The following is a 13718-nucleotide window of genomic DNA, read 5'->3' on the forward strand; positions in this document are numbered from 1 at the left end:
GGCCCCATGCTGAATCATGGGGCGGGAGGAGCCGACGGGACCCGAGGTGCTCGCGCCGTGGGGCACGGGCTTTCCGCGCTCACGACCGGGAACCCTGACAGGACCCTGAGAAACCCCCGAGACTTCTCCGTCCGGACAGACGCCGGGAACTCCCGTTCCGTTCCAGGAGTCGGTCAGGAAGGGACAATGTGTAACGGGGGACACGAACGGGTGGAGTGGATGGAACGCACGAAACCGGACGAAGCGGCGGCCGCGGGGCCGTCCGCCCGCTCGTCGACCGTGACGAACCGGGCGATGACGTCCTTCAGCCCCGCCGACGAGGAGAAGCGGCGCGGTGTACGCCGGATGAAGAGCATGGCGACCGGCCTGCTGCTCCTCGTGGCGCTCGTGTACGCCCTCGCCACCTGGGCGCGGGACGCGGGCGCCGGCCCGTGGGCCGGTTACGTGGCCGCGGCCGCCGAGGCGGGCATGGTCGGTGCGCTAGCCGACTGGTTCGCGGTCACCGCGCTCTTCAGGCATCCGCTCGGTCTGCCCATCCCGCACACGGCGATCATCCCGAACAAGAAGGACCAGCTCGGTATCTCCCTGGGCGAGTTCGTCGGTGAGAACTTCCTCTCCGGGGAGGTCGTACGGCAGCGTCTGCACGCCGTCGGAATCGCCGCCCGGCTGGGTAGCTGGCTCGCCGAACCGGAGCATGCGGACCGGGTGACGGCGGAACTGGCGACGGCTCTGCGCGGGGCGCTCACCGTACTGCGCGACTCGGACGTCCAGGCGGTGGTCGGCGAGGCCATAACCCGCCGCGCCGACGCCCAGGAGATCGCGCCGCCGCTCGGCAAGATGCTGGAGAAGGTCGTCGCCGACGGCGGCCACAGACGCGTCGTGGACCTGGTCTGCGTCCGTGCCCACGACTGGCTCGTCCTGCACGACGACCAGGTCATGGCCGCCGTGCAGGGCGGAGCCCCCGGCTGGACCCCGCGCTTCGTGGACAAGAGGGTCGGCGAGCGCGTCTACAAGGAGCTCCTGCGCTTCGTCACCGAGATGCGCGACTCGCCCACGCATCCGGCGCGCGGTGCCCTCGACCGCTTCCTCGCCGACTTCGCCTCCGACCTCCAGTCCGACACCGACACCCGCGCCCGTGTGGAGCGGCTCAAGGGCGAGGTGCTGGGCCGAGGTGAGGTCCAGGACCTCATCGCCTCCGCCTGGACGGCCGTCCGCTCGATGATCGTGTCCGCGGCCGAGGACGAGCGCAGCGAGCTCAGGCTGCGTGTGCGGGGCTCGCTGCTGTCGCTGGGCGCCCGGATGGCCGGCGAGCCGAGGACCCAGTCCAAGGTCGACAAGTGGGTGGAGGGCGCCGCGGTGCACGTGGTGACCACGTACCGCAAGGAGATCACGTCCCTGATCACGGACACGGTCGCCGGCTGGGACGCCGGGCACACCACCCGCAAGATCGAGGCGCACATCGGGCGCGATCTGCAGTTCATCCGGATCAACGGCACGGTGGTGGGTTCGCTGGCCGGACTGCTCATCTACGCCGTGTCGCGGGTGCTCGGAGCGTAGTCGCCGGCCGAGCGGGCACTCGGGTCGGGTGCGGCGCCGGCCGCAGCCGAGGAGGCAGACATGTCCGTCACCGCGCCCCGACCCGGCACGGTCACCAGCGCGATTCCCGCCCGTCTGGATCGTCTGCCCTGGTCACGCTGGCACTGGACGATCGTGATCGGCCTCGGCACCGTGTGGATCCTCGACGGCCTGGAGGTCACGGTCGTCGGCAACATCGCCGGCCGGCTCTCCGAACCCGGCAGCGGCCTGCCGATCAGCTCCGGCCAGGTCACCGGTGTCGCGGCCGCGCTGTATGTGGCGGGCGCCTGCTCCGGTGCCCTCTTCTGGGGCCGCCTCACCGACCGCTACGGCCGCAAGAACCTCTTCATGATCACCCTGGCGGTCTATCTCGCGGCCACGGCCCTGACCGCGGTCTCCTTCTCGACCTGGTGGTTCTTCCTCTTCCGCTTCCTCACCGGCTTCGGCATCGGCGGCGAGTACGCGGCCATCAACTCCGCGATCGACGAGCTGATCCCGGCGTACTACCGCGGACGCGTCGACCTGGTCATCAACGGCAGCTTCTGGCTGGGGGCCGTCGGCGGTTCCCTGTTGTCGGTTCTCGCGCTGAACACCGACATCCTGCCGAAGGACCTGGGCTGGCGGCTGACGTTCGCCCTGGGCGCCGCCCTCGCCCTGGTGATCCTGCTGGTGCGGCGCCATGTCCCGGAGAGTCCGCGCTGGCTGCTGATCCACGGCAGAGAGCAGGAGGCGGAACGGGTGGTGACCTCGATCGAACAAAAGATCGAGGCCGAGAGGGGTGAGCCGCTGCCCCGCGCCAAGGGCGAGATCACCATCCGGCAGCGCGAGAGCGTCGGATTCGGCGAGATCGCGCGCACGGTCTTCAGCGACTACCGCAAGCGTGCCGTGCTCGGCTTCTCCCTCTTCATCGGCCAGGCCTTCCTCTACAACGCGATCACCTTCGGATTCGGGGCGATCATGACCAAGTTCTTCGACGTCCCCACCGGCGACACGGGCTACTACTTCACCGTCATCGCCGTCGGCAACTTCTTCGGCCCGCTGCTGCTGGGCAAGCTCTTCGACACCGTCGGCCGCCGGGTGATGATCTCGTCGACGTATCTGCTCTCGGGTCTGCTCCTGTTCGGCACCGCCTGGCTGTTCGACCGCGGCTCGCTGAGCGCGGGCACACTGACGGCGTGCTGGTGCGCCGTGCTGTTCTTCGCCTCGGCGGGTGCCTCCAGCGCGTACCTGACGGTGTCCGAGATCTTCCCGATGGAGACGCGGGCCATGTCCATCGCCTTCTTCTACGCCCTCGGCACCGCCGCCGGCGGTATCAGCGGCCCGCTCCTGTTCGCCGACCTCACCGACACCGGCCGGGTCGGCGACACGGTCCTCGCCTTCCAGATCGGCGCGTCCCTGATGTGCGCCGCGGGCGTGGTCGCCGCGCTGCTCGCGGTGCGGGCGGAGCGCCGGTCCCTGGAGGACATCGCGAAGCCGCTGACGGCCACCGCCGCGCAGGCGCAGGCGACCCCCTAGGCGCGCGCCCACGCCCTGCGGCGGGAGCCCGTGGCCCGGCGCGATCTGAGTATCCGTACTCTGCCGACGCATCCGCTCCGCGGGAATCCTCGTCCGCATGACCGAGAAGCTGCTCCGCCCCATGCGAACCCGCCCGTGGTACGCGCGCTGGCTGATACGCCTGCTCGGCGCCGCCTTCGCGGCCGGGGCCCATCTGCTGTTCCTGCCCTGGAACCTGCGCAACCGATCCGCGACCCCACGGGCCGCCGGGGAGACGATCCCCGTCACCGGCGCCGGGGCCCTCCTCCTCGCGCTGGCCCTGCTGCTCCTGGCGGCCTACTTCGGGCACTGGGACCGGCTCGGCTGGCCGCTGCTGCTGGTGGCGGTGCCCCCGGCCGCGCTGATGCACGTCTCCTTGCGCGCCCACCCCGGACCGGACGCCTCGTACTGGCCCCTGGACTGGGGGCTGTTCACGCTGCTGATCGCGGCGGGGGTGTTCGTCGCGGCCGGGGTGGCGAGGGCGTTCCGCGGCGAGTGGGCCCGGGAGGACATGTCGCTGACGAACCCGTTGTGAGCCGCATCGGGCGGCGTTCAGCGGGTGGTGCTCCGGGCGGCCTGTTCGATCACATGCGTGACCGTCGCCGGGTGCGAGACGGGGACCGCGTGGGAGGACCTGATCTCGGTGGTGCGCGCGTGGGCGCGGTGGGCCATGAAGCGCTGCTCGTCGGGGGCGATGGCCTTGTCCTGGGTGGTGATCAGGTCCCAGGAGGGGATGGACTTCCAGGCGGCCTCGGTGGGCTTGTCGGTGAAGACCGAAGCGGCGACGGGGCGCTGGGTGGTGGCCATGAGGTCCGTGGTGGAGGGCGGGAGGTCGGCGGCGAAGGCGTCGTGGAACTTGTCGGCCTTGATGTACAGATCGGTGCCGGTGCCGCCGTCGGCGAGGGGGAAGGGGACCTCGTCGAGGACGGTGGGGAGAGTGGCCCCGGGGAACCTCTCGCCCAGCTCCGCAGGGGTCTCGCCCTTGTCCGGGGCGAAGGCGGCGATGTACACGAGCGCCTTGACGTCGGGGTCGCCGGCGGCGGCCTCGCTGATCACCGAGCCGCCGTAGGAGTGGCCGGCGAGGACGACCGGTCCCCGCACGCTCTTGAGGAAGCTGCGGAGGTAGTCGGAGTCGTTCGCCAGCCCGCGGAGCGGGTTGGCCGGCGCCAGGACCCGGTAGCCGTCGTGCCGCAGGCGCTTGATGACGCCGTTCCAGCTGGAGGAGTCGGCGAAGGCGCCGTGCACCAGTACGACGGTGGGCTTGGGCGGCGCCGGGTGGTGCGCGGGCCTGGCGGCTTCGGCCGGTGTCGTGGCCGCGAAGGTGAGCGCGGCCACCGCCGCGGTGGCGGCCAGTGCGGCGGAGCTCTTGCGGGTGGGGCGGAAGAGGGTCTTCGGACGCATGGCGGATCTCCTTGGGGTACGACGCACTTCGCGCCGGTCGGCGGCTCCGGGCCGCTCTGTTCGAGCGACGCCGAGAAACCTAGCGCACGTTTACATTGTGCACAAGATAAAGGTTTGCGAGATACTGGGGTCCTTGAGGGATGTGACAATGCCTTCCGGGCGACCGTCAGGCGGCCAGGAAACCGACGACCGGGGAGAGCCACCGTGAGCCACGACGACACCAGCGCACCCGCAACGGGCCACCGAAGTGGTCCTCCGCTGCCGCTGGAGGACCACTTCTGCTTCACGCTGTACGCGGCGTCCCGTGCCGTGACCGGCGCCTACCGGCCGCTGCTCGACGAGCTGGGGCTGACCTACCCCCAGTACCTGGTCATGGTCGTGCTCTGGCAGCACGGCACGGCACCCGTCAAGGATCTGGTGGCCGCCCTGCAACTCGACTACGGCACCGTGACGCCGCTGATCAAGCGCCTCGAGGCGAACGGCTGGATCAAGCGGCAGCGGCGGGCGGACGACGAGCGGGTGGTGGAGGTGGCCCTGACTGCGGAGGGTGCCGCTCTGAGCCGGAACATCCGCGCCGTCCCCCTCGCGATCGGGGACGCCATGGGTCTGACCCCCGAGGAGTTCAGGACCGCACAGGACCTGCTGCGCCGGCTGACGGCGAACGTCCTGCACCACACGGCCGGTGCCGAGCGGGCCCCGGCGGCCTCCTAGAGAGCCTGCCGCGGCCGAGGGGCCGGAGTCGTACAGGACGACTCCGGCCCCTCGGCCCCGGCCGGTTGCCGCAGGGGTCCCGGGGCGAGGTGGCCCCGCCCCGGGACCCCTGCGAGGTCTGCCGGATCGCTAGGCGCCGGTGGTGGACCCCGGACGCACGATCATCAACACGGTGACGGCGGCCCAGAGGAGATTGAAGATCCCGGTCACCATGGCGAGCCGTACCGTTGCCCGCGCGTCGAGTACCCCCTCCTCCACGCTCCGGAGGACGGCGCCCTGCCGGGGCAGTACCAGGGCGCCGAGCACCACCGCGGCGACCACGGTCAGTGCGATCGACACGATCAGCCATGTGTCACCCAGCACGCCCATGTTCTTGGCGGTGGCGAAGCCGAACACCGGGACCGCGACACCGACGACGGCGTACATCCGGCAGATGCGGTGCAGCAGCGCGAGGTTGAGCCGGCTTTCGCCCGAGTCGGCCTGCACCTTGCGCGCGAGAGGCGGGAACATGCTCGCGGCGACGGTGACGGGGCCCACGGCGACGATCGCGGCGAGGACGTGAACGGCGAGAAGGAACTTGGTCACGGGCCGAGGCTAGGGCGGCAAGATCACGGCCGACAGTGGCGGAATTGCCAGTACCCAACGGATTCTCGCCAACGGGAACCGATAGGCATGATCGCCTCGCCAAGTGCACTGTGACCTGCGGCGACCGGTGACTGACCGGCGAGCGGACGGCCCTGGCGACTTGGCCGGAATCCGGCGTCCCCTTACGCTCTCGCCATGCACACCGTGGCCGTCCTGGCGCTGGACCAGGTGATCCCCTTCGACCTCGCCGCCCCCATCGAGGTCTTCACCCGCACCCGGCTGCCCGACGGGCGGCCCGCCTACCGGGTGCGGATCTGCGCACCGCAGGAGGAGGTGGACGCAGGCGCCTTCCGGATCCGCGCCCCGTACGGGCTCGAAGCGCTGGCGGAGGCGGACACGATCATCCTGCCGGGCACGGCGGACCCGACGCGCCCCCTGCCCGAGGAAGTACGGCAGGCCCTGCTCGCGGCCGCCGCGCACGGCACCCGTATCGCCTCCGTCTGTGCGGGCGCCTTTGTGCTCGCGGCGACCGGCCTGCTGGACGGCCGCCGGGCGACCACGCACTGGGTGGCCGCGCAACTGCTGGCCGAGCGCCATCCCGAGGTGACGGTCGACCCGGACGTGCTGTACGTCGACGAAGGCCAGTTCCTCACCTCGGCGGGCGCCGCAGCCTCCCTCGACCTGTGTCTGCACATGATCCGCAAGGATCACGGCTCGGCCGTCGCGGCCGACGCCGCCCGGCTGTCGGTCATGCCACTCGAACGGGAGGGCGGCCAGGCCCAGTTCATCGTCCACGCCCTGCCGCCGTCCCCCACCGGTGCAACCCTGGAGCCGCTGCTGGGCTGGCTGGAGGAGAACGCGGACCGGGACCTGACCCTCGACGACATCGCGGCCCGTGCGGGCATGAGCTCCCGCACCCTGAACCGCCGGTTCCGCGAACAGACCGGCACGACACCGCTGCAGTGGCTGCACCGGGCGCGGATCCGCAGGGCCCAGTACCTTCTGGAGACGACGGCGCACCCCGTCGAACGCATCGCGACCCAGACCGGGTTCGGCTCCCCGACGGCGTTCCGCGACCGCTTCAAGCGGGTGGTGGGGACGAGCCCCTACGCGTATCGGCGGGCGTTCCAGGGAGTGCGCGGCCCGGATTCCGGGACCCTCGGGGGAGAGGTGGCCTGAACGGCGCCCCCGGGCCGAGGAGATGAACCGACCGGACGCCTCAGCCGCGCCGGTCGGCCACGGCCCACGAGGCGAGAGCGACGGCCCCGGCCACCCCGAACACCGCGGGCCACGCGCCCACCTTCTTGGCCAGCGGATGCGATCCGGCGAAGGCGGCGACATACGCGGCGGTCAGCGCACCGGCCGCCGCCCCGCCCGCCTGCTGCCGCCACCGCTGTGCGGCGGCGGCACCCGCGACGGCGAGCACGGCCCCGCCGAGCTGCCGCTTCCTGCTCCAGCGGGCGACCCCGTACCCGCCGACAAGCCCACCCGCGGCCACCACCGCCGTCGGAACCTTCGCCATCGCTGTCCGCCTCCCGCTGGTACGTCTCCGGGCCGTCGCGGCGGCCGGCCGGCGGCCGTTCCGGCTGCTGACCGAGGCTAACCCCGTGCCGGGCGAGGCCCTGGAGCCGGGGTCGAACCGGCGCGCCGGGCATCGGACCTCGGCGGCCGTACGGCGTCCCCGTGCGGCGGCGTTTTCCGTGCGGCAGCGTCCCCGTGCGGCGGCGTCCCCGTGCGGTACGCGGACAGCCCTGTACCGGCAGCGGGTGGGTCCGGGGCCCGGGCCCGGGCCCGGGGAGTCGGTGAGGCGCTGAGACGCACGTCACACGCACCGGCCTCTTCGCGCTGTCACATCACCACCGGGCCGCTCCGTCAGTGCTGTGCAACCATCGAAACAGCGAGGAGATCACCATGGAAGCGCGGCTGAACTTCTACACCAACCCCGTCGCCGGCAAGTTCCTCCGGTACATCAACTCGGCTGCCAAGGTCATCACCGATTCGACCCTGCCGGCCGCGACGCAGGAGCTGGTGAAGATCCGGGCCAGCCAGATCAACGGCTGCGGGTTCTGCACCGACATGCACACCAAGGACGCCACGGCCGCCGGGGAGACCGCGCAGCGCCTGCACATGGTCGCGGCCTGGCGGGAGGCGAAGGTCTTCACCGAGGCCGAGCGGGCAGCGCTGGAACTGGTCGAACAGGGCACCCGCATCGCGGACGCGGCGGGCGGCGTCCCGGACGAGGCGTGGGCGGACGCGGCGAAGCACTACGACGAGGACCAGCTCGCGGCGCTGGTCTCCCTCATCGCCCTGATCAACGCCTACAACCGCATGAACGTGATCGTCCGTCAGCCGGCGGGGGACTACCAGCCGGGGCAGTTCGCCTGACGGCGCCCCCACCGACGACACGCATCGGGCCCGGAGGCCGGCCGCCACCCTGCGCGGGGGGCTGTCCACCGGGCCTGCGCCTGCGGGCATCGGCCCGGTGCAGTCCCGGTGATCAGCCGGCCGCGATGGCCGAGTACGCCCACACATCCGCCGGGATCTCGTGCTTCAGCCGCCACGTAATGGCCATCGGCTTACTCCCCTTGTGGCCCTCGTACTCAGCGGGTCCCAGCAGCATCCACGGCTGAGCCCCTCCGATGTCGTTCGTCTTGTAGCGGCGTACGAAGAGGAGGACGTGGCTGCCCGCCATGGCATGGCGCTGGTAACGGGTGCCGGTAGGGCTCGTCTCCGACGTCTGGTTCTGCGACTCCCAATGGAAGAGCGTCTCGTTCAGCGCGTAGTCGTGATACCGGGTCTGCGGCGAGAAGTCCCTCTCATCCTTTTCCAGGGTGATGAGCAGTGCATCGGTCGAGACGGACTCGCACCACTTCACACCCTCGCGGAAGTCACCCGGCATGAAGCCACCGATGAAGGACTGGCCAAGCGCGGGGAGGATCTCTTCGCGGCTGTACGAGGCGTGAACGGTCAGGGGTACTCCGTGCGGGCCGCCAATCCCGAGGAGGGGGATCGGGATGTGCTCGGTATGAGCGAGGTTGTACGCCAGTACCTGTCGGAGCTCGCTGCGCACGGCGTGCTGATCGCGGAGTGCGGCAAAACCGGTGTCGTAGTCCGGGAAGCCCTTGCGGGTAACACCACCCAAGGGCCAGAACTGGAAGAAGAGCATGCGGGCGAACGCCCGCTGCTGCTCGTCGAGAGAACTGTAGGGCGGGACGTCATCCTCCAGCATCCGTGTGTACGCGCTCACACGCAGGGGGTCGTCGACGTGGAGGAAGGCCGGAACGCGCTTCAGGAGTGCTGCCTCCCCCTCCGGTGCCTGGCCCTTCAGCAGCCCAGAGCGCCGGAGCAGGCCGGTCCATGAGTTGCCGTTGCCCCGGTAGAGCTCCTTGAGCTCGCGCCCGCTCTCATAGAGGTAGTTACTCAGCTTCGGCTGGGCGTAGTCGGCCACCTCACGGGCCAGCACGGTGATGTTGACGCCGATCTGATCCTTGATGTTGGCGATGATCGCCCGCTTCGCCTTCTCCTCCAGGATGATCTGGCAGCCTGAGGGAAGTTGCGGGAAGTCGCGCTCTACGTGGTCCAGGAGGCGCTTGCGCGTCAGGTTCGTCAGGGCCCGGAACTGGTTCTCGAAGCGGAACTCCTTGCGATGCTGGCCGATGAAGTCCAGCACGGTCAGAACCGCTTTGTTTTCACTGCGGCGCAGGCCCCGGCCGAGTTGCTGAAGGAACACGGTGGCGCTGGAGGTCGGGCGGAGCAGAAGCAGTGTGTCCACGTCGGGGATGTCGAGACCCTCATTGAAGAGGTCGACGGAAAAGATCACCTGGAGTGCCCCCGACGCGAGGTCGGTGAGAGCCTGCTTGCGTTCCACGGGCGGCGTCTCTCCGGAAAGGGCCACTGCGGTGAGGCCGGCTCTCCGGAAGTACTCCGCCATGAAGTGCGCGTGTGCGACGGAGACGCAGAAACCGAGTGCCCGCATGCTCCTGGGATCGGCGACCTTCTCCTCAACAGCCTTCACGACCAGCCGTGCCCGTGCGTCGTTGCCGGTCAGAACAGTGCTCAGGGCGGTGGGATCGTAGGCGCCACGCTTCCACTCAACAGCACTCAGATCGGTGTTGTCACTGATGCCGAAGTAGTGGAAAGGGCTGAGGAGGTCGTTCTCAAGGGCCTCCCATAGCCGCATTTCGGCAGCGATCCGGCCCTCGAAGAACTCGTCGTGGATGTTCTTGCCGTCCATGCGTTCGGGGGTGGCCGTGAGCCCCAGCAGCTCCAGCGGTTCGAAGTGATCGAGGATCCTCCGATACGTCGGTGATGTGCCGTGGTGGAACTCGTCGATCACGATCACGTCGAAATGATCAGACGCGATCTGGTCCAGGGCGCGTGCGTTCAGCGACTGGACGCTGGCGAAAACGTGTGTCCAGCGCTCCGGGATCTCTCCGCTGTGGAGCTCCTCACCGAAGTTCGCGTCGATCAGGACATCCTGATACGTCCGGAGTGACTGCTCGAGGATCTCCTTGCGATGGGCGACGAATAGAAGTCGCAGGTCACGGCCGTGCTTCTTACGCAACTGCTTGTAGTCGAGCGCGGCCATGACGGTCTTGCCGGTGCCGGTCGCCGCGACGAGGAGGTTCCGGTGCCGGTCGTGAACCTCACGCTCGACTTCCAGTCGCTCCAGCATGTCGCGCTGGTGTGGATAGGGCCGTACCTCAAGGCCAGACAGTGTGATGCCGCGGTTCGATGCAGTCTTGGACGAGGTGCCCGCCGCAATGGCCAGTGCTTCCTGGAGTCGGTCTCCGTCATTCGCCGGGTCGTACGTTTCGAAGGACGCGTCACTCCAGTACGCCTCGAAGGTGGCATCGAACTTGCGCAGAACGTCGGGCGTGGCGATGGACGACAGCCGGACGTTCCACTCCAGGCCGTCCAGCAACGCGGCTTTGGAGAGGTTGGAGCTGCCGACATACGCCGTGTCGTAACCGCTGTTGCGACGGAAGAGCCAGGCCTTCGCGTGCAGCCGTGTCGACCGGGTCTCGTAGTTCACCTTCACCTGGGCGTTGAACTCCCGGACCAGCCTGTCCAGCGCGCGCCGCTCGGTTGCCCCGATGTACGTGGTCGTGATGACGCGTATGGGTACGCCGCGCTCGTGGGCTGCCCTGAGGGACTGCTCTATGATCCGCAGCCCGTGCCACTTCACGAATGCGCAGAGCAGGTCGATTCGGTCGGCGGTAGCCAACTCGGCGCGCAACTCGAATCCGAGGCTGGGATCGTCCGGGGAGTTGGTCAGCAGGGCGGTATCGGAGAGGGGCGTGGCCGGGCGGACAGCGAAGACTCCTGGAGCCTCTTGCTTGGTCAGAGCCAGGAGTTGACGGGGGCCGGTGGCCACCAGATCCACCCACTCCTGTGCCCCATGAAGGGTGCTGATGGAGTCCAGGATGTGATTGGCGGCGTGCACCCGCTCCTCCGGTGGCAGCCCTTCCAGCACGCGCCGAACCGCCCCGGCCACGTGGCGGGCCAGGACATGGGGTACCGATTCGGGGCCGACGGCGTCGCTCAACGGGTGCCAGCCGAGGCCGGCAAGTTCCCTCAGCCTCTGCTCGAATCGCAGCGTGATGAGTTCCTCGTACACACCCGCGAGGGGCTGGGACAGGACCTCGTGCTCGGACACGCTGGCTCCCTTGCTGCGACGGCGGTGCTCATGTGTAACAGAGAGCACTGACACTGCCACCTGGCCGTGCCGCCGAGGCTCAAAGGCCGAGGGTTACGACGAGTTGGGGGAAACGGGCCGTCGGCCCCAGCCCAGTGGCTGCCGTCGGGCTGGGGCTCACCACATGATGCGGCAGGTCATCCCACCCCGTGGCAGTCCTCATAAACCCGCCCCGACACACACCAGCACCCCGTCCCCCGCTCCGGCGGCCAGGCGACCGCTCGGCCGCGGGCCGCCAGTGTCGTCGCGTACTGGGGCAGCAGCGTGATCTCCGCAGGGGACGCGCTCTCCGACGCCGCGAACGCCTCGTACGACGGCACCGTGCCCGTCACGATGCCCAGGTTCGGCGTGCCGGAGGCGGCCAGTTCCCGCAGTGATTCCTCTATCGTCGCCAGGTGCTCCTCGCGGGAGGGATACTCGGTGGCCAGCGTGGGGTACGCCGAGACCAGCTCCAGCAGTTCGGTCTCCGGCCAGTGCAGGATCGCCACCGGGAACGGGCGGGAGAGCGCCTCCCGGTACGCGCCGAGTTCCGCCCGCAGGCGGCTGATCTCCGCCTGGAGCTCCGCGGGGTTGTCCGAGCCGAGGGACCAGATCCGCTTGGGGTCGTGGAGTTCGTCCAGGGAGACCGGCAAGGAGTGGAGGGTGTCCGCCAGTCCGTCCCACTCGTCGTGCGCCGCGCCCAGCATGCGGCGGACCCGGTGGCGGCCGTAGAGAAGCGGGTGCGTGGCGTGCGGGGGTTCCGCGTGATCGGCGAGCAGCAGCGTCAGCCCTTGGGTGAACGTCGCCTCGGCCGCCTCCAGCTCGTCGTGCGACTCCAGGGACTCCGCGATGATCAGCCAGGGCGCCGGATGCCCGGGGGAGGCCGCGCGGAGTCCGTCGATGATCGCCCGTGCCTCCGCCTCGTGGTCGTACTCCCACAGGTTCGACGCTTTCAGGGCCCGTACGAGGTGGGGGTTCTCGAGCGGCTCGGAGGACGAGAGCAGCCGGTCGTACAGCGTGGTCGCCCCGGGGCGGTCTCCGGCCAGTTCCAGATGGGCCGCGGCCTGCAGCAGCAGGTGTTCCGCGTCCTCGGGATACAGTCCGGCAGCCCGCTCCAGGCGTGCTGCTTCGGCGTTGTGGTCGACGTTCTCGGCAGGCGTGTCGGGGCGCATGGGGGACACCGTACTGCCGCCGACCGGGAAAGGAGAGAGATTCCCAGGCCAGGGGCGGCGGAGAGGGCGACCCCCGACTGCTCGCCCGAGCTCAAGGGCGTCGCCTGAGGCCGATGCCCGGGCCGGGGTGGTGGTCCGCCCGCCCGTGACCGTCGGCCGGTTCAGGGGCGGGGCGGTACGGGCCCCGGGTCGTCCGGGGCCCATACCCGCCGGCACGCGACGGCGCTGTGGTGGAGTGCGCCGACCTCTGCACGCTCATGGCTACTTGGAGCCCCAGCCCTTATCGTCCGGCGCCATGCGCATCCCCGTCGTCCACCACGCCGCACGGCGGCGCCGCGCCGTGCGCCGCCGCGTCGCCCGGACCGGTGGCGAACTGCTGGTCACCGTCGGCGTCGTGCTCATGCTGCTCGTCGTGCACCAACTGTGGTGGACCAACCGGGAGGCGCGGCAGGGTGCCGAGCGCAAGGTGCAGGCCCTGGAGCGGGAGTGGGGCGGACCAGGCGGCCCGAGCGGCTCCCCGGCCATCGGCTCCGGGGGGACGTCCGATTCCGAGAGCGGGACGACCGGGACCTCGCCGCGACGGCGGCGGGCGGTCGCCGCTCGTCCTGTGCGATCCCAGGCCTATGCCGTCCTCGCCGTACCCCGGCTGTCCCTGCGCGCCCCCGTCGCCGAAGGCATCAGCAGGACCGGAGTGCTCAACAAGGGGTACGTCGGCCACTACCCGGGCACCGCCCAGCCCGGGCAGGCGGGGAACTTCGCGGTCGCCGGGCACCGCAACACCCACGGAGAGCCCTTCCGGCACCTCGACCGTCTGCGGCCCGGGGACTCGGTCGTCGTGGAGACGAGGTCGACGACGTACACGTACGTCGTCGACCAGGTGCTGTCCCGGACCTCCGCGGCGGACGGAGGCGTCCTCGCGCCGGTGCCGCGCAGCCGCGTCAGTCCCTCCCACGGGTACGACCGGCGCGGGTACTACCTCACCCTGACGACCTGCACCCCGGAGTTCACCTCCCGGTACCGGCTGGTGGTGTGGGGCGTGCTCGCCTCCGCACGCCCCCGTTGAC

12 protein-coding genes are annotated in these 13718 nt (G+C 70.1%); 7 read left to right on the top strand and 5 right to left on the bottom strand.

Going from position 1 to position 13718, the window contains the following annotated elements:
• The first annotated feature begins 219 nt into the window (after window positions 1-219).
• From ACSHXN_RS25320 to ACSHXN_RS25330, 3 genes are all read left to right on the top strand, one after another.
• A complete protein-coding gene (locus ACSHXN_RS25320) occupies window positions 220-1557 on the top strand; it encodes a DUF445 domain-containing protein (RefSeq protein ID WP_383353960.1) in 1338 nt (445 codons plus the stop codon).
• Window positions 1558-1617: 60 nt separating this feature from the next.
• Window positions 1618-3090, top strand: a complete 1473-nt coding sequence (locus tag ACSHXN_RS25325; protein ID WP_438303750.1) for an MFS transporter — start codon at window positions 1618-1620, stop codon at window positions 3088-3090.
• Window positions 3091-3187: 97 nt separating this feature from the next.
• A complete protein-coding gene (locus ACSHXN_RS25330) occupies window positions 3188-3643 on the top strand; it encodes a hypothetical protein (protein ID WP_356109640.1) in 456 nt (151 codons plus the stop codon).
• A gap of 17 nt (window positions 3644-3660) precedes the next feature.
• Here the strand turns inward: ACSHXN_RS25330 and ACSHXN_RS25335 are convergent, their stop codons facing one another.
• Window positions 3661-4509, bottom strand: a complete 849-nt coding sequence (locus ACSHXN_RS25335) for an alpha/beta fold hydrolase (RefSeq protein WP_356109643.1) — start codon at window positions 4507-4509, stop codon at window positions 3661-3663.
• Between the two features lie 204 nt (window positions 4510-4713).
• Between ACSHXN_RS25335 and ACSHXN_RS25340 the strand changes: the two genes are divergently transcribed.
• The gene (locus ACSHXN_RS25340) at window positions 4714-5220 is read left to right on the top strand and encodes a MarR family winged helix-turn-helix transcriptional regulator (RefSeq protein ID WP_355129160.1); all 507 of its coding nucleotides are present in this window, start codon (window positions 4714-4716) and stop codon (window positions 5218-5220) included.
• Window positions 5221-5349: 129 nt separating this feature from the next.
• On the opposite strand, the gene ACSHXN_RS25345 is transcribed toward ACSHXN_RS25340, so the two are convergent.
• Window positions 5350-5805, bottom strand: coding sequence for a hypothetical protein (locus ACSHXN_RS25345; RefSeq protein ID WP_355129162.1), 456 nt, complete (start codon window positions 5803-5805; stop codon window positions 5350-5352).
• 195 nt (window positions 5806-6000) lie between these two features.
• On the opposite strand from ACSHXN_RS25345, the gene ACSHXN_RS25350 reads away from it, so the two are divergent.
• A complete protein-coding gene (locus ACSHXN_RS25350) occupies window positions 6001-6984 on the top strand; it encodes a GlxA family transcriptional regulator (RefSeq protein ID WP_438303753.1) in 984 nt (327 codons plus the stop codon).
• 40 nt (window positions 6985-7024) lie between these two features.
• Here the strand turns inward: ACSHXN_RS25350 and ACSHXN_RS25355 are convergent, their stop codons facing one another.
• Complete coding sequence (locus tag ACSHXN_RS25355) at window positions 7025-7327, bottom strand: hypothetical protein (RefSeq protein ID WP_355129166.1); 303 nt, start codon at window positions 7325-7327, stop codon at window positions 7025-7027.
• A 389-nt stretch (window positions 7328-7716) separates the two neighbouring features.
• Here ACSHXN_RS25355 and ACSHXN_RS25360 point away from each other — a divergent pair, with 389 nt between their 5' ends.
• Window positions 7717-8190, top strand: a complete 474-nt coding sequence (locus tag ACSHXN_RS25360; RefSeq protein ID WP_059127719.1) for a carboxymuconolactone decarboxylase family protein — start codon at window positions 7717-7719, stop codon at window positions 8188-8190.
• Window positions 8191-8302: 112 nt separating this feature from the next.
• Here the strand turns inward: ACSHXN_RS25360 and ACSHXN_RS25365 are convergent, their stop codons facing one another.
• Together ACSHXN_RS25365 and ACSHXN_RS25370 are read right to left on the bottom strand one after the other, a co-directional pair.
• Window positions 8303-11464, bottom strand: a complete 3162-nt coding sequence (locus tag ACSHXN_RS25365) for a DUF3427 domain-containing protein (RefSeq protein WP_438303756.1) — start codon at window positions 11462-11464, stop codon at window positions 8303-8305.
• Window positions 11465-11640: 176 nt separating this feature from the next.
• Window positions 11641-12654, bottom strand: coding sequence for a hypothetical protein (locus ACSHXN_RS25370; RefSeq protein WP_355129170.1), 1014 nt, complete (start codon window positions 12652-12654; stop codon window positions 11641-11643).
• A gap of 295 nt (window positions 12655-12949) precedes the next feature.
• On the opposite strand from ACSHXN_RS25370, the gene ACSHXN_RS25375 reads away from it, so the two are divergent.
• On the top strand, window positions 12950-13717 hold the full coding sequence (locus ACSHXN_RS25375; RefSeq protein ID WP_383353991.1) for a class E sortase: 768 nt from the start codon (window positions 12950-12952) through the stop codon (window positions 13715-13717).
• Window position 13718: the final 1 nt, after the last annotated feature.

It is taken from the genome of Streptomyces sp. HUAS TT11 (assembly GCF_051553595.1).
In the GTDB taxonomy this organism is placed as follows: Bacteria; Actinomycetota; Actinomycetes; order Streptomycetales; family Streptomycetaceae; genus Streptomyces.

Coding starts and splice junctions, on each gene's coding strand:
- ACSHXN_RS25320 (WP_383353960.1), top strand. CDS start 220: ATGGAACGCACGAAACCGGACGAAGCGGCGGCCGCGGGGCCGTCCGCC.
- ACSHXN_RS25325 (WP_438303750.1), top strand. CDS start 1,618: ATGTCCGTCACCGCGCCCCGACCCGGCACGGTCACCAGCGCGATTCCC.
- ACSHXN_RS25330 (WP_356109640.1), top strand. CDS start 3,188: ATGACCGAGAAGCTGCTCCGCCCCATGCGAACCCGCCCGTGGTACGCG.
- ACSHXN_RS25335 (WP_356109643.1), bottom strand. CDS start 4,509: ATGCGTCCGAAGACCCTCTTCCGCCCCACCCGCAAGAGCTCCGCCGCA.
- ACSHXN_RS25350 (WP_438303753.1), top strand. CDS start 6,001: ATGCACACCGTGGCCGTCCTGGCGCTGGACCAGGTGATCCCCTTCGAC.
- ACSHXN_RS25355 (WP_355129166.1), bottom strand. CDS start 7,327: ATGGCGAAGGTTCCGACGGCGGTGGTGGCCGCGGGTGGGCTTGTCGGC.
- ACSHXN_RS25360 (WP_059127719.1), top strand. CDS start 7,717: ATGGAAGCGCGGCTGAACTTCTACACCAACCCCGTCGCCGGCAAGTTC.
- ACSHXN_RS25370 (WP_355129170.1), bottom strand. CDS start 12,654: ATGCGCCCCGACACGCCTGCCGAGAACGTCGACCACAACGCCGAAGCA.
- ACSHXN_RS25375 (WP_383353991.1), top strand. CDS start 12,950: ATGCGCATCCCCGTCGTCCACCACGCCGCACGGCGGCGCCGCGCCGTG.